This window comes from Pseudohaliea sp. (genome assembly GCF_040217025.1).
Taxonomy (GTDB): Bacteria; Pseudomonadota; Gammaproteobacteria; order Pseudomonadales; family Halieaceae; genus Pseudohaliea.
On record NZ_JAVJOA010000008.1, the window covers coordinates 226,293 to 243,769 of the forward strand.

The window sequence follows — 17,477 nt, forward strand, 5'->3', positions numbered from 1 at the left end:
GCGTTACCTACCCATGCGTCCAGTCACGTTACTTGTTGGGGCCGTTGTCGACATCCGGCGACAGGGCCGGACCGGCACGATCCAGCAACGAGCCTGCGCTGACGGTGCTGCCATCCAGCTCGTCGGTCGCAGTGGCAGGGTCCGCAGCGACCAGGGCGTTGTAGATTGCCTCTTCCACGGCTTCGATGGCGGCGAGGAACAGCCCGGACATGGCCTCGTTGGTCACCTCGGTCCGCTGCTCGGTCAGCCCGGCACCCTGGCGGCGCCGGACCGCCGGATGGGTGGCGAAGGCGAGGGCGTAGTCGCCGGATCCGTTTTGGAAGTTCGCGCCCGTGCGCGCCAGGCCGGCCAGGGCGCGGCGCGCCAGCCGCGTGAGATTGCGGTCCGAGACCGGGGCATCGGTCGCCACAACGATCATGATCGAGCCAGCCGCCTCGTCGCGCGTGTAGCCGGTGCGCTCCGGGTGCCAGTAGTGATCCAGCCGCTTGCCGAGGGGCAGGCCCTCGATCTGCAGCGTGCCGCCGAAGTTTGCCTGCACCAGCGCGCCCACCTGCCAGCCGCCGGCCGCCGCCGGCAGCACGCGCGAGCTTGAGCCGATGCCGCCCTTGAAGCCGAAGGCCATGGTCCCGGTGCCAGCGCCCACGGCGCCCTGGGCCACGGGTTCCCCCGAGGCTGCGGCGAGGGCGGCATGGATGTCTTCCGCGTCCAGGCCCCGGCGGCGGATCGCGTTGAGGGGGCTGTCGTTGGTCTCGCCCACCACTGCGTTGACTGAGCGAACTGACTCGCAGCCGGGCTGCGCGAGGGTCCAGTCGACCAGGGCCTCTACGGCTCTGCCGACGGAGAGGGTGTTAACGAGGACGATGGGGGTTTCCAGTTCGCCCAGTTCCTTGAGCTGGGTGGCGCCGGCCAGCTTGCCGTGCCCGTTGCCCACCGCCAGCCCGGCGGGCACGCGCTCCAGGTAGGGATTCCCGCCGTGGGGGAGGATGGCGGTGACGCCGGTACGCCGGTGCTCGCCGTCTTCCCGGGTGACCTGCCCGACGCGGACGCCGGCGATGTCGGAGAGGTCGTTGCGCGTCCCCGGCGTCAGTACGCCGGGGCTGAAGCCGTAATCCCTGATGCGACGCGAGGAAGCTGCCATCGCCTGCGGTCCCGGAAGAGTGATAAGCGTCAGTCTACGTGCCCACGGTCCGCTCGCAAGCAGCCGCGTCGTGCGGCAGTCCTGTTATGGCGCGCCGGATAGTTCACACGCTGTGCAGGCCGCGCCCTAGCTGCTTTACTGGGGCGGCTTCGGAGACCGAAATAGCGGGAGAAAGCCAGTGCGAAACAGACGAACCTGGGCGCCCCCGGGCTTACTCGTCGTCCTGCTGCTGGCCGTCGCGCCGTGCGTTCACGCGGCGCTTTCGACCGAGTTGGCCGCTGCACTTGACGCGCAGGTCGTGCAGTTCGAGTCCGATGCGGTAGTGGTGTATTGCAGACAGGAGCGCGCCTACGGGAGTGGCGCGCTGTCTGAAGAGTACAACGTGGCCTCGGTGCGGAAGAGCCTGGTGAGCGCCCTCTACGGCGTTGCCGCGGAGCGCGGCCTGGTCGACCTAGACGCCAGCCTCGGCCAGCTGGGTTTCGATGACGCGCTGCACCCGCTGTCAACAAGCGAGCGGAAGGCGACACTGCGCCAGCTGCTCGAGGCCCGGTCCGGCATCTACCTGCCCGCGCATGGCGAGAGCCCTTCCATGCGTCGGCGCAAGCCGGAACGCGGCAGCTATCCACCGGGCGCTCATTTTTACTACAACAACTGGGATTTCAATGCGCTGGGGCTGCTTTTCGAGCAGGTCACGGGTATGGCGCTCGGTGAGGCTTTCCAGGCCTGGATCGCCGAACCCGTCGGCATGGAGGACTTCGAGCCCGGTGACGTTGTCTGGCAGCCCGCAGACGAGCGCGCGGGGCTTGCGATGTACCGCTTTTTCATGAGCGCGCGGGATCTCGCCCGCTTTGGGGCGCTTTATGCCAATGGTGGACGCTGGCGGCAGCAGCAGGTGATACCGGCCGGCTGGGTCGGGGAGACGCTGAGCGTTTACTCGACGGTCCCCTACGGCATCTGGGACGGTTACGGACTGCTGTGGTGGTACAAGGCCAACTCGGACAGCTGGTGGGCGCTGGGTTCCGGCGGGCAGCGCATCGTCGTCGACCGCGGGCGACGGACGGCCATCGTCACCCTCAATAACACCGGCCAGGGTCCTGCAAGCCGTTGGTGGTATCGCCACTTCGGACGTGCCGCCCCCGAGTGGGAGGCCTTCTCGGTGCTCGAGCTTGCTACCGCGCCCGGAGGGTGCAGCTAGGCAGCGGAGTCCTCCGCGTCATCTTCTGACTGCCGCACCTGCGTCGGCAGGTAGTTGAAGTGGCGCTTGAAGGCGTGGGTGAAGTTTGCCGGGTAGCGATAGCCGACCTCGTAGGCGATCTCCGAGATACTCTTGTCAGTGCCCAGGAGCAGTTCCAGGCCGCGCTCCATCTGTCGTGCCCGGATGTACTCGAAGACGGTGGCACCGAAAATGGCCTTGAAGCCCGCCTTGAGCTTGGTCTGGCAGACGCCGACGGCCCGGGACAGCTCCGCGAGTGAAGGCGGGGTTTCCAGGTTCGCAAGGACGATGTCCCGCGCTTCGTAGATACGGTTCACATCGCGGCTGCGCAGCCCGTGAGCGGTGCTGTCCGCGGTCGGCGCGGCGAGCTGCCTGAGCACCGAGCAGAGAATCTCCTGCGCCTTGGCGCGAAGGAACGGCGGCAGCAGCGGCTCGGGGTACTGGTGTATCGCGGCAAAGATGTCCGTGGCTGCACGCATCACCTCGGCGCCGATGCGCACCGCGTTGCCGCTGGGCAGCGGTGAGCGGGAGCCGGTGAAGAGCTGCGAGATCGGCTCCGGCATCGGCATGGTATCGAGACCGAGGCCCTCGGTGAGTTCGCCAACGCGGCAGTGCAGGACGATCATCTGGATCTTGCCGCCGAGGATTTCGTAGCTGTCCGCGCTCTTGCCGGGGTAGGCCTCGACATAGACGAAGGGCGCCTGCAGTGGCGTGCCGCCCGCGCCGTCACGAATGCGACCGCGAAGGACGACGCGGACCTTGAAGGTATCGTCGCCCTCGATGTCGATGCGGGCATCCCGATGGTATTCCGCATCCGTGAGCGAGAGGATCAGGTGAGGGGAGAGCTGGATGTACTGCCAGCTGCCGACGCCGATTCCCGGCGGCAGCCGGCTGGTCAGGCCGACGAGGTGTGGCTCCCGGGTGACCTTGCCGCCGCGGCTGGCGCTCTTCGCCAGGGCGTTAAGCAGTGCCTCGAGGTCCCTGTGGGTTCCACCCACGACCTTCTCCGAGACGTCGGGAAGTGCGATTTCTTCCGGCATTTATCTTGTGCCCGGTGACGTTTCCAGCGAAGCTAGCAGCTTGCCGGCGACAGGGCAAGCTGGCGTCTTGCAGTAGCCCCGGTTGGCGCCCGCCCCGGGGCCGGATCATCCCGCGTCGGAGATGAATGACATTGCGGCCACGGCAACAAGCCGGCCGCCCCTCGCGGGTTTATGCTCTCATCGGAGTCCGCTCATCCGTAAAACGAGGAACCCGGTCAATGAAAATCACCCGAATCGTCGCCTACCAGGTCGACCTGCCGCTCAAGGAGGGTCGCTACGCGTGGTCCGGGGGCAAGGCCGTCGATGTCTTCGACAGCACCGTCGTGGCCGTGGAGACCGATAGCGGCATCACCGGATACGGCGAAGTCTGCCCGCTCGGACCCTTCTACCTGCCGGCCTACGCGGCAGGGGCCCGTGCCGGTATTGTCGAGCTTGGCCCGCAGCTGATCGGCTGCGACCCGCGTGAACTCGGGCAGCTCAATGACCGGATGGACCGCTGCCTGCGCGGGCATGCCTACGTGAAATCGGCCGTCGACATGGCCTGCTGGGATATCCTCGGCAAGGTGGCCGGGCTGCCCGTCTGCCAGCTGCTGGGCGGTCGCTTCGGGGAAGATGTGTTGCTCTACCGCGCCATCTCCCAGCGCTCCCCGGCGGAGATGGCCGAAAACGTCCGCCAGTACCGTGACGAAGGCTACCGTCGCTTCCAGCTCAAGGTTGGCGGCGACCCGGACGAGGATATCGAGCGCATCCGCGCGGCAGCCGGGGTGCTGCAGCCGGGCGACCGGCTGGTTGCGGACGCCAATACCGGCTGGACGCGTCACGAAGCGGTGCGCGTGGTGAATGCCGTACGCGACATCGACGTGTACATCGAGCAACCCTGCCTGAGCTACGAGGAGTGTCTTTCCGTGCGCCGGCTGACCCCGCACCCGTTCGTGCTCGATGAGAGTATCGACGGGCTGCAGCCCCTGCTTCGCGGTCATACGGATCTCGCCATGGACGTCGTCAACATCAAGATCAGCAAGTTCGGCGGCCTCACCCACGCGCGCCAGGCCCGGGACCTCTGCGTGAGCCTCGGCATCGCCATGACTCTTGAAGACAGCTGGGGTGGCGACATCGTGACCGCCGCGATCGCCCATCTCGCCCACAGCACGCCGGAGCCGCTGCGCTTTACCTCAACGGACTTCAACAGTTACGTCACGGTGGCGAATGCCACAGGCGCGCCGCAGCGGGAAGGCGGCCGTTTCTCCGCGTCCGGCGAGCCCGGGCTCGGTGTCACCCCGACCGATGCCGTGCTCGCCAATCCCGTGCTGGAGGTCGCGTAATGCCGAGGCTCGTTCTGCTCCTCGGGCTTTGCCTGCTCGCGACGCCGGCTCACACGGAAGCGCTGCACGACGTGGTGATCCGTGGCGGCCGGGTCATCGATCCGGCGTCCGGGACGGACCGCAAGCTCGATCTTGCCATCGATGACGGGGTGATCAGTGCGCTGGCGGAGAGCGGTCTGTCCGGCGCTCGCGAGCTCGATGGGTCGGGCCTGGTGGTCGCGCCGGGCTTCATCGACCTGCACCAGCACGGTCAGCATCGGCAGGCCTACCGGCTCTCCGCGCAGGACGGCGTCACCACGTCCTTCGAGATCGAGGTCGGCGTCACCGACATCGCGCCCTGGTACGCGGCCAGGTCCGACGGCCAGCCGATCAACTACGGCGTCGGTGCGGGTCACATCCAGGCCCGGATGGACGTGCTTCCCGACCCGTCAGCCAGCAACCTGCCCAGCGGCGCCGCGGCCTTTGAGCAGGCGGGTGACGACCAGCGAGCGGCGATCGTCGAACGGGTGCGCGCCGCGCTCGCCGCCGGCGCGGTCGCGGTCGGCATGGGTCCGGAGTACACCCCCGGCGCCGACGACGCGGAGCTTCGCGCCGTGCTGTTGACGGCCGCGGCTTTCGATGCCAGCGTCCACGTGCATCTGCCTGCCGGCGTGGCCGGCCTCGAGCGCATGCTGCGCCTTGCCCGGGAGACCGGGGCGCGGCTGCATGTGGTGCACGTCAATTCGGCGGCGGGCGAGGCGCTGCCCGCGTACCTGTCCGCGCTTCGCGCGGCGCGAGAGCAGGGGCAGGCAGTGACGGTGGAGGCTTACCCCTACGGCGCCAGCATGACGCGCATCGAGGCGGCCAAGTTCGCGGACTGGCAGCTATGGCCCGAGGAGAAATTCGGCCGCTTTCAATGGGCGGCCACCGGCGAGTGGCTCACCCGCGACAGTTTCGCAGGTTATCGCAAGCAGGGCGGGATTATCATCTACCACGCGCGCAGCGCAGCGCTGACGGCGGCAGCGCTGGCCGACCCCATGGTCATGGTCGCCAGCGACGGTTTCATCGATGGCGACGTGGGGCATCCGCGTGCGTCAGGCAGCTTCAGTCGCGTGCTCGGCCGCTACGTCCGTGAGGACGGTGTGCTCGACCTCATGGCGGCGCTGCGCAAGATGACCATCGAGCCGGCGCGCGTGCTGGAGCGGCGCGTACCCGACATGGCCCGGAAGGGGCGCCTCTGCGTCGGCTGCGATGCGGACCTCGTGCTCTTCGATCCCGGCACGGTGCGCGATCGGGCGACCTTTGATGCTCCCGGGCAGCCGTCGACCGGGATCGCGTACGTGCTGGTGGGTGGACAGCCGGTCGTCTCCGGCGGCGCACTCGTCCCGGATTCGCTCCCCGGACGCCCGGTGCGCGCCCCGGCGGGAGGAACCGCGGATGAATGAAGACCGTTCCCACCTCTGGAAATGGAACAAGCTGGAAACGCGCGCAGCGGGTTTCGACCCGGCCGCCGTCGCGAGCGCGGATCTGCTGGTCACCGTGGCCTCGCCTTGGACCAATGCGCACCGCTGCAATAACCGGGTGCGGCGCATTGCGGACCTGCTGCTGGAGGAACTGACGGCGAGCGGCGCCCGGGGCCTGGTCGTCGGCGCGCCCGCTGTCTCCGACGCCATCACCCAGGGCACGCCCAGTGCCGGCTACAGCCTGCCTTCCCGGGACCTGATGGCCGACTGTTTCGAGACCGGCCACCGGGCGCATCACGGCAACGCGATGCTGGTGATCTCCGGTTGCGACAAGTCCGGCGCCGCGGCGCTGATGCCCCTGGCGCGCTGCAATGACCCCGGCCTGGTGATCTATCCCGGCACGAGTTCTCCCGGCGCGGTCGCCGTGGAGCCCTGGGCGGCCAAGGGGCCCAATCTCACGATCATGGACTACGCCGAGGCCTTCGCGGCGCAGCAGGCCGGGCGGATCAGCGAGGAGGACCTGCTCGCGGTCGAGCGCAGCATCATGCCGAGCAGCGGCACCTGCGGCGCCATGTTCACGGCCAACACCATGAGCGTGATTGCCGAAGCCATGGGCATGATGGTGCCCCGCGGTGCATCGCAGCCGGCTGACGTGCGCGCCGACGGCGATGTGCACGATGATGTGAAGCGGCATATCCGGGAGTCCGTGCTGGCGCTGCGCGCCATGGCCGGGGCGGGAATCCGGCCGCGGGACATCATGACCCGGCAGGCCGTCGAGAATGCGATCACCGTGGCCTATGCGCTCGGTGGTTCCACCAACCTCTACCTGCACCTGCTGGCCGTTGCCCGCGAGGCGGAACTGCCGCTGGCCATCGACGATATCCAGGCCGTCGGCGAGGGTGTACCGCTCATCGGCAACCTGCAGCCCCACGGCCCCTATGCGATGAAGGCCCTGCATGATCTTGGCGGTGTGCCCGTGGTCATGCGCGAGTTGCTCGATGCCGGCCTTCTCCATGGCGACGCCCTGACGGTCACGGGGCGGACGGTCGCTGAAAACCTTGAAGGCGTGCCCTCTCTGGCTGCGCTGGGCCAGCAGGACCTGGTCTTTCCGGTCACCGCGCCGCTGGCACCGTCGAACCAGCACATCAGTGTGCTCCGCGGCAACCTCGCGCCGCAGAGCTGTGTCCTCAAGCTGTCCGGCAAGACGCTCGAGCGCGGGCGTTTCCGCGGGCCTGCACGGGTGTTCGACAGCGAGTCCGAGGCCATGGAAGCGATCACGGGCGACCGGATTATCGCCGGCGACGTGGTCGTGGTGCGCAACGTGGGGCCGGTGGGCGGGCCCGGTATGCCGGAAATGGTCATGCTGACCATCCAGCTCCAGGGCCGCGGGCTGGGCGCCGATGTCGCGCTGATCACGGACGGGCGCTTTTCCGGCGTCTCCCACGGTATCCTCATCGGGCACGTCTCGCCGGAGGCCGCCCGGGGGGGTCCCCTCGCTGCGCTGGCCGATGGCGACATGGTGGTCATCGACCCGGTCGGCCGGACCGTGGACGTCGAACTGGATGACGAGACGCTCGGGGATCGTCTGGCAGCCTGGACGCCACCGGAATCCACTGTGCAGGCCGGCAGCGTGCTGGACAAGTTCTGCCGCCTTGTCTCCTCCGCGCACTACGGTTGCGTGCAGTAGCCGCGGTGTTCCGAGGGCGCTAGTCGCCGCGATCCCAGCGCCGCAGACCGGCGCTTTCCACGGGCAGCGCCAGTAGCGAGGGCTCGTCCGGGCCGCTATGGATGTGAAGGGGCGCGCCCGCGCCGCTGGTAAGCGGCAGGAAGTTGTCGGCGTCGGCGCGGGTCAGCAGCAGCCGGATACGGTGCCCTGCGCGAAAGCGGTAGGAGACGGGGTAGAGTCCGAGCTCGATGCGATAGCGCGTGTCCGGTTGCAGCGGCGCTGCGTCGTCCCGGAAAAAGCTGCGCACGGGGATGTAGTCCGCGTAGAGGTCCTCGCGCGTCGCCCGATGCAGGAGGCGGAGCTGGCCCTCGGTGACGTAGGTTACTGTCCCGTCGGGGGCAACGTCCTCCAGGTAGACGAAGAGGGCGGCGTCGCGTGCGCTGCTCGACACGGTGACCGTCACCGTGGGGTGCCCCGTCACCACCAGCTCCTGGTCCAGCGGCTCGCCGGTCCAGGCGAGGCCATGCGCTGCCTGGTCGCTGCGGTCCGGATAGCGGGTCGGGGTCTGCCACGCAACCAGGGACCGCCAGCGCGTCGTCTTTCCGGTGGTCGCAGCCCGATCGTCTTCGAGGCGGTGGCGCTGTGTGCCTTCCGGGGGCTCCGCAGCGAGCGTATCGCCGTCGAAAAACAGCATGCGCTGCTGATCAGCGGGCGGCCAGTCCTCAGCGTAGCTCCAGCGATCGGCGCAGTAAGTGAAGTAGCGGATGGCCGGCTGTCCATCGAAGCCGTTGTCGACCCCCTTGAGGTAGTGGTCGAAGAAGGGCAGCGTCAGGTCGCTGCGGCGCCCGCGGTAGGCGAGGTCGCCGCCGCAGGGATCGGTTACGGCGCCGGGGCCGTGATTCCAGGGCCCGATGACCAAGTGGGTGGCCGGTGCTTTGCGATTGCGGAACTTGCGCAGGGCCCCGAGCTGGTAAGCCCCGTCGGCCCAACCGCTGACGAGCAGCAGCGGTGTCCCGCTATCGCGGTAGCGCTCGAGCCGGCCGGCGGGCGCGTAAAGGAAACCCGCGCGCCCGTCGACGCGCGCATCGCGGTACTCGATGGCACCGGCGGCGAGATCGATGTAGCGGTTGGCCTCGTGTTCCTCGAGGGCCCGCTGCAGCAGCTTCTCCTGGCCGTTCACCGGCGCTACGCCTTTCCAGGCCCGGGCCGAGATGCCCGCGAGGCCGGGTATGGGATCGTTGCGATCCAGGGCCTGGAGCATGGACTGCCAGCCGGCGGCGATGCTCAGGTTCACCAGGCCGCCGGGGAGGGCGGCTTCGGAGTAACTGTCGAAGAGCGCGTACTGGGCGGCAATGGCGCGCACCGCCGGATGGGCCTCCAGCATGAGCAGTTCCGCTGCCGTGGCCGAGTAGGACACCCCCTCGGCGCCGACCACGCCGTTGGACCAGGGCTGGCGGAGGATCCAGTCGACGATGGCGACCGAATCGCTGACTTCTTCCGGGGAGAACTCCGCCTCACGGTGACCGGTGGAGGCGCCGGCCCCGCGCACATCCACGACCACGCTGGCGTAGCCCGCTGCCGCGAGGCGCTCGCGATTGCCGCTGGAGCGTGAGAACAGCACATTGAACGGGAAGCGGAAAGCCGTGGCCCGGTGGTAGCGGGTGAAGGTCACGATCGTCGGCAGCGCCTCACCGTCGGGCAATCCCCGCGGCAGGTACCAGTCGACCGCAAGCTGCGTGCCGTCTGCCATGGGAACGTAGACGGAGGACCGGGTGATCGGATGGAATGCGTGCCGCTGTCCGGTCAGGGCAAGGAGGAGGGCGCAGCCGGCGAGCAGTACCGCGGGCAGGACGAGCGAGCGCTGCTGCGCCACCGCGAGGCGGGGCAGGAGCGTTGCGCCGGCCGCCAGCAGGGCCCAGCCGGCCAGCAGTGAGAGTTCCTCGGCGCTGAAGGCAGGGCCACCGGCCCGCTCCACGCCGGCAAAGAGGTGCGCGATGAGCACCGCGGCCAGCGCCAGCAGCGCGGGGCCCGGGCGCAACAGTGCGGCCGCCGCGGCCAGCAGCAGCGCAGCGCCGGTGTAGCGCGCCAGTTCACCCGTCGGCACGGCCGTCGCCGCCATCCAGGCGGCGAGGGCGATCGCCACGACGGCGGCGAGCGTTCGGACGCCCGATGCGTTCACCTGCATAGTTCCTGCCCCTGGCCGGCAAACCCGTGAGCCTAGCCGAGTAGACCATAGCGACGTGATGGGTGCCGCCGCAAACCTGTTGCACCCCGACGCTGCCCGACGAGCGCCGCTGGCCGGGGCCCGCTGCTTCGGTACACTCGGGGCTCGCTACGCGATGCCGGGAGCGCGTCTTGCAGCAGGCAGAAAGACAGGGATGGAGTCGTTTGCGGTGGCCGCTGACCGCCTGGCAGGGCATCGCCTGGCTCAGCATCGCCTGGCTGGGTGCCGTGACCCCGGCGACGGCGGCCGCGCCGGCAGGGGAGGCCGGGCCCGGGCGACCCTACCAGGTGCACTTTGGCAAGCGCATACCCATGGTCGACGGTGTGTCACTCAATGCGACCATCGTCACGCCCTATCCGCTGGACGAGCCGCGGCCGGTAATCCTGACGCTGACGCCCTATGGCGCGGACCGCTACTATCCCATCGCCACGCGCTTTGCCCGCGAGGGCTATGTCGCGGCGATCGTGGAGGTCCGCGGCCGCGGTGACTCCGGGGGCGAGTTCGTGCCCTACGAGCGCGACCTGGACGATGGCATGGCGGTGATCGCCTGGCTTGCAAGGCAGCCCTTCAGCAACGGCGCCGTGGGCATGCGGGGGGGGTCCTATACCGGCTTCCTGCAGTGGGGCCTCGCCGCCCGCGGCGCGCCGGCACTGAAAACGATCATCCCGGGCGCGCCGCCGTATTTCGGGGTCGATTCGCCCACCTACCGCGGTGTCCAGATTCCCTACCGGCTGCGCTGGTATGCGCTGGTTGCCGGCCGCCAGCGCAACGGTAACTTCAACGGTGACCGGGACTACTGGCAGGGGCTCTACCGGGAGCTGGCCCGCGGCGAGGTGGCGCTGGCCGACCTCGCGCGGGAGGCGGGGCTGCCCGGCAGCTACTGGCGCGAGTCCTTTACCCGGTCCTATGTAAAACGCCTCGCACGCCTGTTGCCGAGCGAGGAACAGCTGGCCCGGCTGAAGATCCCGGTGCTGTCCATCACCGGCTTTCACGATGGCGCACAGCTCGGAACGCTGACGCACTTCCGCCGTGCCGCGGCCGAGGCTCCGCCGGACAGCCGCCTGTTCCAGGTGATCGGCCCCTGGGACCACCACGGCGTTTCCAACCCGCAGGATGCGGTGGGCGGTATCGCCTTTCCCGCGGCCGCCAGCACGCCGACCGAGTGGCATCTTGCCTGGTTTGACTGGGTGCTGCGGGATGGACCGAAACCGGCCTTCCTGAAGGACCGGGTGACCTACTTCTCCCAGGGCGAGGACCGCTGGCGGGGTCGCGCTGCGCTCGATGCGGGCACCGGTGAGCTGGTGCTGTACCCGACGTCTCCGCGGCGGCCGGCAGCTGATGCCGCGTCCGGCGGCAGTCTCGGCACCGCACCGGCATCGTCACCTGCGCCGGAGCCCGAGGATTGCTGGCGCTATGACCCGCGTGATCCGCCCATCAGCTGGGGGCCCTACTTCGGCAAGCTGGCCGCCGGCGACGAGCACCTTCTCGACGACCCGCTGCCCGCGACGCTCGGCGGCCGCGGCCTGGTTTACGACAGCGAACCCCTGCGCGCTCCGGTGTCCGTCGCGGGCAACCCGACGCTGTCCGCGCGACTGAAACTCGATGTGCCCGATACGGACCTGGCGGCGGTGCTCTACCTGCTCCGCCCCGACGGCAGGATGGAGCTGCTGGCCTGGGACATGCTGCGCGCGCGTTACCGCCGGGGCTTCCAGCAGCCCGCAGCCCTGCTCGAACCGGGGCGCTATGCCGACTACCGCTTCGAGCTGACCTGGTTCGCCCGGGAGCTGCCCGCCGGTTCGCGACTGCGCCTCATGCTTACCTCGCCGGGGATCAGCTATTTCTTCCACCGTAACCGCAACTCCGGGCGCCCCGTTGCCGAGGAGACGCTTGCGGACAGCCGCGTGGCGACGATCTGCCTGCAGCCCGGTGCGCAAGAGAACCGGCTGTCGCTGGTGCTGGACCGGTGACGGCACTCTGGGACGCGCACTCGAACCTGCCCCTGGAAACCGGGCGGGTCCTGGACGATCTCGTCCGGCACCGGGACGCGGGGTTCGGCTTCGTGTCACTGAACGTCGGCTACGACCCTGCTCCCCTGGAACAGATGATCCGTGCGCTGGCGTGGTACCGCGAGGCCCTGCGCGCGGATCCCCGCTTTGCGCTGGTCGGGTCCGTTGCAGAGCTCGACCGGGCCCGGGCCGACGGGCAGCTCGCCGTGGCTTTCGATCTCGAGGGCGCGCTGCCGCTGCTCGAGGAGGCGAGCATGGTCGGGCTCTGGGCGACGCTAGGGGTGCGCCAGATGCATCTCGCCTACAACCGCAACAACTGGGCCGCGGACGGCTGTTATGACGAACCCCGGGGCCTGACGGCCGCCGGGAGGGAGATGGTGCGAGCGCTGAATGCCGCGGGCATCGTGGTCGACTGCAGCCACGGCGGGGAGCGATCGACGCTCGAGATCATGGCGGCTTCCGAGCGCCCCGTGGTGTTCAGCCACGCCTGCGTGGCGGGTCTCCATCCCCATCCCCGCAACGTCTCCGATCGCCAGATCGACGCCTGCGCCGCGACCGGCGGCGTCATCGGCATCGTCGGCTATTCGCGCTTCCTGGGCCGTACGCCGTCGACCGCCGAGGACATGGTGCGTCACATCACCTACATCGCCGAGCGGGTCGGCCCGCGCCACGTGGGTATCGGCTGGGATTACGGCTACCCGGCCCACGGGTCCGACCCCATGGCGGTTGTCGACCGTTTCGACTGGTGGTTCCCCGATGCGAGCCGGAACCGGGCCGAGGGGCTGACTCCCGAGGAAGTGTTCACGCCCCTGGCCGAGGCGCGGCGTCTCGGGCCATTGCTGTCGGACGCCGGCCTGGGCGCGGCAGAGATCGACGGTATTCTCGGCGGTAACTTCCGCCGGGTCGCCGAGCAGTGCTGGCCGCGGTCGTGAGCGAGGCGAGGCACACGCTGCCCGTGGCGCGGCCGGTTCACCCGGGACGCTACGTACCCGATGCGGTGACGATCATCCTGGGCCTCTGCCTGCTGGTGGTGCTGGCCAGTGTCGCTGCGGCAGCTGCGGGGCTGGCCGTGACCCTGCCCGGCGGTGAGGCGGTCCACGCGCAGAACCTCCTCAGCCGGGAGAATCTCTCGCGGCTGCTGGTGGATATGCCCGAGACGTTTTCGAGCTTTGCCCCCCTGGGCATGGTGCTGGTCGTCATGTTCGGCGCCGGGCTGGCCGAGAAGGTGGGGCTCTTCGATGCCGCGCTGGCCGACGCCCTGCACAAGGTCCCGCGACGGGCGCTCATTCCCTGTACCGTGGTCATCGGCATCTGTGCCCACGTGACCGTGGACGCCTCCTATTTCGTGTTTATTCCCCTCGCCGGGGTGGCGTTCCGCGCCGCCGGGCGCAGTCCCTTCACCGGTATCTGTGCCGCTTTCGCCGGCGTATCCGGCGGCTACGGCGCCAACATCCTGGTGACACCGACGGACGCCGTGCTCTACGGCCTCAGCGAAGCCGCGGCAAAGAGCCTGGACCCGTCGATCGAGATCGACCTGCTGGCCAACTACTTCCTGCTCCTGGCCTACGCGGTGCTGGTCACCCTGGTGGTCACCGTGGTGACGGAGCGCTACGTCGAGCCGAACTTCCGGCCCGAGGAGGACCGGGACCCGGGCCAGGTCGACGAGGTCGACGCGGTGACCGCGGGCCGCGCGCTGCGCCGGGCCGGTATCGCCGCGGCCGTGGTCATCGGCCTGGTCTGCCTCGCGACGGTACCCGGGGACGGACTCCTGCGCGGCAGCGACGGCAGCCTCGCCCCGTTCTACGAGTCTCTCATCGCCATCATCTGCGGCTTCTTCGTCGTTACCGGCACCGTGTTCGGCATTGCCACGGGCCGGATCCGCAACGACGGCGATTTCATGGAACTCCTGCGCGCCGCCATGCGCGATGTCGCGCCTTTCCTGGTGCTGGTTTTCGCGGCGGCGCATTTCGCTGCCTTCCTGACCTGGTCGAACCTCGCGGTGATCAGCGCAACGCTCGGCGCGGAGTTTCTCCGCGAGACGGGTATCAGTGGTATTCCCCTGGTGTTCGGGTTCACTGTCGTGAGCAGTCTGCTCAACCTCCTGATGGCTTCCGCCAGCGGCAAGTGGGCGCTGATGGCGCCGACGATCGTGCCCATGCTGATGGCTGCGGGGCTGTCCCCGGAAATGATCACGGCGGCCTACCGCATCGGTGACAGCGCGACAAACATCATTACGCCCACGTCGCTCCTGCCGGTGGTGCTGGTCTACGCGCAGCGCTATCGCCCGGAGGTCGGCCTCGGTGCCTTTATCCGCATCATGTTCCCCTATGCCGTCGGGATGTTCTTCGCCGGCCTCGCGCTGCTCACGGGCTGGTTGTGGCTGGACCTGCCCCTCGGCCCCAGTGGCGCACAGATCTACTACCAGCCTTGAACCGTTGGAGACACCAGCAAGCATGACCGCCGAAGTCGACATCATCTGGGATGCCCACTCCTGCCTGCCGATCGCCGCGGGGGTGGATATTGCCGCGCTCGCGGCGCACCGTGCCGCGGGTTTCCACCATGTCGCCATCAATATCGCCATGGACATGACCCCGCTCGAGGATATTCTCCGGGCGCTGGCCTGGTTCCGGGCGCGCATCGGTGACACGGAGGGTTTCGTGCTCGCCAGCTCGCTCGCCGATGTCGACCGGGCCGCGGCCAGCGGGCAGCTGGCGGTGAGCTTTGATATCGAGGGTGCCGTCTGCCTGCTGGAGGAGCCGGCGATGGTCCAGCTGTACGCGGATCTCGGCGTGCGCATGATGCATCTCGCGTACAACCTCGATAATGCCTACGCGGGTGGTTGCCACGGCAACGATACCGGGCTGACACCGCTGGGGCGTGAGGTTGTGCAGGCGGCGAATCGCGCGGGCATCGTCATGGACTGCAGCCACTCGAGCGTCCGCAGCAGCCTCGACATCATGGCGCTGTCGGAACGCCCCGTGGTCTTCAGCCACGCCAACGCCCACGCCCTGGTCCCCGACACCCCGCGCAATATCACCGACGAGCAGATCCGGGCCTGCGCGGCCACCGGCGGCGTGGTCGGCATCTGCGGCTACAACCTGTTCCTGGGACGCTTCCCGGCGGGGGCAGAGGACATGGCGGCCCACATCGACCACGTGGCGGCGCTGGTCGGCGTCGACCACGTGGGTATCGGCTGGGACTTTGCCTATGCCGCAGGCGGGGTCCCCCTCGCCGCAAACCGCGAGGAGTACGAAAAGTACTTTATCGACGGGGTGCGCTCCGACGCGCAGGTCCAGTCTGCGGAGGAGGCCTACGTGCCATTGTCAGCGCGGCCTGCGATCGCGGAGCGGCTGCGGGGCCTGGGCTACGACGCAGCGGCGATCGGCAAGGTCATGGGCGGCAATTTCTACCGCGTTGCCGCCGCCTGCTGGCCGAAGTCCGGGGGGGAGTCCGATGCGGACTGATGCCTGTCTGCTCACGGGTGGTTCCCTCCGGCCCCTGGACGCGGCGGATGACGCGCACTTCGGCCGCGGGGCAGCAGCTGTACTGGGGGCGCTCGCGCGCTGCCCTGCGTACCGCGCGACACCGCTGCGCGATCTCCCGGGGGCGGCGCGCGCCTGTGGTGTCGGTGCCCTGTGGGTCAAGGACGAGACGGCACGCTTCGGTCTCGACAGCTTCAAGGCCCTGGGCGGCGTGTTTGCCGTGCTGACGCTCGCGGCAGAGCGGGCGGGGCTTCGCCTGGCAGATCTCGACTCGCTCGAGCCCCTGCGCGAGGCGAGCCGCGAGCTCGTTTTCTGCGCCGCCACCGATGGTAACCACGGCCGCTCGGTGGCGGCGGGTGCGCGACTGGTCGGCGCCCGCTGCGTCATCTTCGTCCACGAGCACGTCGCCGAAGGGCGCCGCGCCCTGCTGGCAGAGAGCGGGGCGGAGCTGGCGGTGATCGCGGGACACTACGACGACGCGGTGGCCGCCTGCCGCAGAGAGGCTGAGCGGAACGGCTGGCAGCTGGTGGCGGACGTGGCCGGTCCCGGGGAGGATGGCAGCGTCCCCACCCTGGTGAGCCGAGGCTACCTCGCGCTGGCCCACGAACTGCGCGGGCAGCTCGGGGACGCGGTGCCCACCCACGTCTTCGTGCAGGCCGGCGTGGGTGGCCTCGCCGCTGCCATGGCAGCGGCGTTCAGCGCCTTCGACTGGGAGCAGACGCGCCTGGTCATCGTCGAGCCCGCCGTCGCCGCCTGCCTGCGGCTGGCGGCGGAGCGGGGCGAGCCAGCGCCGGTTACCGGCGATATCGACAGCGTGATGGGCATGCTGAGCTGCGGCATGGCGTCCTCGGCCGCCTGGCCGCTGCTGCAGGACCGCGTCTCTGCCTACCTCTCGCTGCCGGAGGACAGCGCGGAGTCGGCGGCGCGCTGGCTCGCGCAGCACAGTGATCCGCCGATCCTAGCCGGCCTGTCCGGTGCCGCGGGTGTGGCGGGTCTCCGCCTGGCCCTGGCGACGCCCGGGCTGGCCGGAAAGCTCGCCCTGGGCCCGGAGGCCCGGGTGCTGCTGCTCGCTACCGAGGGCGACGTCGACGGCTTTCTGCAGGGAGGGGTTGCGTAATGCGGGTATTTATCTGCGCCGACATGGAAGGGGTCGCCGGGGTCGTCAGCCGCCGGCAGACCGATGATTACGACTCGCCCGACTACGCGCGCGCCTGTGTACTGTTCCAGGAGGACGCGCTCTGCGCCGTTACCGCGGCTTTTACTGCCGGGGCGGAGGAGGTGGTCGTCGCTGACAGCCACGGGCCGGCGACCAATCTCGATCCGGCTGCGTTCCCGGCGAAGGTGCGCCTCGTCCAGGGCTGGCCGCGGCCCCTGAACATGATGCAGGGCATCGACGCCGGCAGCTACCACGGTGCCGTGCTCCTGGGCCACCACGCCGCGATCACCAGTATCGACGGCGGCTTCCCGCATTCCTTCAGCTCCAGCCGCTACGCGGCGGTGCTGATCAACGGAGCGCCGGTCTCCGAGGGGCAGGTCAATGCCTGGCTGGCCGGCCACTACAACGTGCCGATCGTGGCTGCCACGGGTGATGACGTCTGCATGGCGGCTCTCGAAGCACTGCTGCCCGGCCTGCCTGTCGCAGTGACCAAGACGAGTCACGGCATGTACAGTGCCACGCAGCTGTCGCGCGACGCGGCGCTCGCCCGCATCGACGCCGCTGTGAGGGCAGGGCTCGAGCGTGCCGCAGAGTCCCCGACGCTGCGCCTGGAAGGCCCGGTAGAGCTCGAACTCCGTTTGCGCAACCGCTATGCCGCTGAGCTGATCAGCTACCTGCCGGGCTTCGAGCGCAGGGCGGCCTACGCCGTGGCGATCGAAGTTTCCGATATCATCGAGGCCGTGAGAGTCATCGGAGCCCTGGTGCACATCGACGTGGATTGCTTCTGA

13 protein-coding genes are annotated in these 17,477 nt (G+C 69.1%); 10 read left to right on the forward strand and 3 right to left on the reverse strand.

All coding sequences use genetic code 11. From position 1 onward, the window contains the following. Window positions 1-28: 28 nt before the first annotated feature. Window positions 29-1,138, reverse strand: coding sequence for a P1 family peptidase (locus RKE50_RS05245; RefSeq protein WP_350034960.1), 1,110 nt, complete (start codon window positions 1,136-1,138; stop codon window positions 29-31). A 178-nt stretch (window positions 1,139-1,316) separates the two neighbouring features. Between RKE50_RS05245 and RKE50_RS05250 the strand changes: the two genes are divergently transcribed. Then, window positions 1,317-2,333: a serine hydrolase domain-containing protein gene (locus RKE50_RS05250; RefSeq protein WP_350034961.1), complete on the forward strand. Its 1,017-nt coding sequence runs from the start codon at window positions 1,317-1,319 to the stop codon at window positions 2,331-2,333. Here the strand turns inward: RKE50_RS05250 and RKE50_RS05255 are convergent. Further along, the gene (locus RKE50_RS05255) at window positions 2,330-3,349 is read right to left on the reverse strand and encodes a helix-turn-helix transcriptional regulator (protein WP_350034962.1); all 1,020 of its coding nucleotides are present in this window, start codon (window positions 3,347-3,349) and stop codon (window positions 2,330-2,332) included. The genes RKE50_RS05250 and RKE50_RS05255 overlap by 4 nt on opposite strands. Window positions 3,350-3,609: 260 nt before the next feature. On the opposite strand from RKE50_RS05255, the gene RKE50_RS05260 reads away from it, so the two are divergent. The 3 genes from RKE50_RS05260 to RKE50_RS05270 are packed head-to-tail and all read left to right on the forward strand — an operon-like array spanning window position 3,610 to window position 7,842. Beyond that, complete coding sequence (locus RKE50_RS05260; RefSeq protein ID WP_350034963.1) at window positions 3,610-4,713, forward strand: cis-3-hydroxy-L-proline dehydratase; 1,104 nt, start codon at window positions 3,610-3,612, stop codon at window positions 4,711-4,713. Beyond that, a complete protein-coding gene (locus tag RKE50_RS05265) occupies window positions 4,713-6,137 on the forward strand; it encodes an amidohydrolase family protein (RefSeq protein WP_350034964.1) in 1,425 nt (474 codons plus the stop codon). Before RKE50_RS05260 ends, RKE50_RS05265 begins: the two co-directional genes overlap by 1 nt. Next, window positions 6,130-7,842, forward strand: a complete 1,713-nt coding sequence (locus RKE50_RS05270) for a dihydroxy-acid dehydratase domain-containing protein (RefSeq protein WP_350034965.1) — start codon at window positions 6,130-6,132, stop codon at window positions 7,840-7,842. The genes RKE50_RS05265 and RKE50_RS05270 overlap by 8 nt, the downstream gene beginning before the upstream one ends. 19 nt (window positions 7,843-7,861) lie before the next feature. Here the strand turns inward: RKE50_RS05270 and RKE50_RS05275 are convergent, their stop codons facing one another. After that, window positions 7,862-10,000 (reverse strand): CocE/NonD family hydrolase, encoded by a 2,139-nt coding sequence (locus tag RKE50_RS05275; RefSeq protein WP_350034966.1) that lies wholly within the window; start codon window positions 9,998-10,000, stop codon window positions 7,862-7,864. A 209-nt stretch (window positions 10,001-10,209) separates the two neighbouring features. Here RKE50_RS05275 and RKE50_RS05280 point away from each other — a divergent pair, with 209 nt between their 5' ends. Genes RKE50_RS05280 through RKE50_RS05305 form a run of 6 tightly spaced genes read left to right on the forward strand, consistent with a single transcriptional unit; the run spans window position 10,210 to window position 17,477 of the window. Continuing rightward, a complete protein-coding gene (locus tag RKE50_RS05280) occupies window positions 10,210-12,012 on the forward strand; it encodes a CocE/NonD family hydrolase (RefSeq protein WP_350034967.1) in 1,803 nt (600 codons plus the stop codon). Beyond that, complete coding sequence (locus RKE50_RS05285) at window positions 12,009-12,983, forward strand: dipeptidase (RefSeq protein ID WP_350034968.1); 975 nt, start codon at window positions 12,009-12,011, stop codon at window positions 12,981-12,983. Before RKE50_RS05280 ends, RKE50_RS05285 begins: the two co-directional genes overlap by 4 nt. Next, window positions 12,980-14,482 carry an AbgT family transporter gene (locus RKE50_RS05290; RefSeq protein WP_350034969.1) on the forward strand — a complete coding sequence of 501 codons (1,503 nt, stop codon included), beginning with the start codon at window positions 12,980-12,982 and terminating at the stop codon, window positions 14,480-14,482. The genes RKE50_RS05285 and RKE50_RS05290 overlap by 4 nt, the downstream gene beginning before the upstream one ends. Before the next feature lie 22 nt (window positions 14,483-14,504). Further along, window positions 14,505-15,515: a dipeptidase gene (locus RKE50_RS05295; RefSeq protein WP_350034970.1), complete on the forward strand. Its 1,011-nt coding sequence runs from the start codon at window positions 14,505-14,507 to the stop codon at window positions 15,513-15,515. Continuing rightward, window positions 15,505-16,650, forward strand: a complete 1,146-nt coding sequence (locus tag RKE50_RS05300; RefSeq protein WP_350034971.1) for a diaminopropionate ammonia-lyase — start codon at window positions 15,505-15,507, stop codon at window positions 16,648-16,650. Before RKE50_RS05295 ends, RKE50_RS05300 begins: the two co-directional genes overlap by 11 nt. Beyond that, window positions 16,650-17,477 carry a M55 family metallopeptidase gene (locus RKE50_RS05305; protein WP_350034972.1) on the forward strand — a complete coding sequence of 276 codons (828 nt, stop codon included), beginning with the start codon at window positions 16,650-16,652 and terminating at the stop codon, window positions 17,475-17,477. Before RKE50_RS05300 ends, RKE50_RS05305 begins: the two co-directional genes overlap by 1 nt.

Bases quoted from the DNA above. Each gene is read 5' to 3' on its own strand.
- RKE50_RS05270 (WP_350034965.1), top strand. From the start codon at position 6,130: ATGAATGAAGACCGTTCCCACCTCTGGAAATGGAACAAGCTGGAAACG.
- RKE50_RS05300 (WP_350034971.1), top strand. From the start codon at position 15,505: ATGCGGACTGATGCCTGTCTGCTCACGGGTGGTTCCCTCCGGCCCCTG.
- RKE50_RS05260 (WP_350034963.1), top strand. From the start codon at position 3,610: ATGAAAATCACCCGAATCGTCGCCTACCAGGTCGACCTGCCGCTCAAG.
- RKE50_RS05245 (WP_350034960.1), bottom strand. From the start codon at position 1,138: ATGGCAGCTTCCTCGCGTCGCATCAGGGATTACGGCTTCAGCCCCGGC.
- RKE50_RS05265 (WP_350034964.1), top strand. From the start codon at position 4,713: ATGCCGAGGCTCGTTCTGCTCCTCGGGCTTTGCCTGCTCGCGACGCCG.
- RKE50_RS05295 (WP_350034970.1), top strand. From the start codon at position 14,505: ATGACCGCCGAAGTCGACATCATCTGGGATGCCCACTCCTGCCTGCCG.
- RKE50_RS05305 (WP_350034972.1), top strand. From the start codon at position 16,650: ATGCGGGTATTTATCTGCGCCGACATGGAAGGGGTCGCCGGGGTCGTC.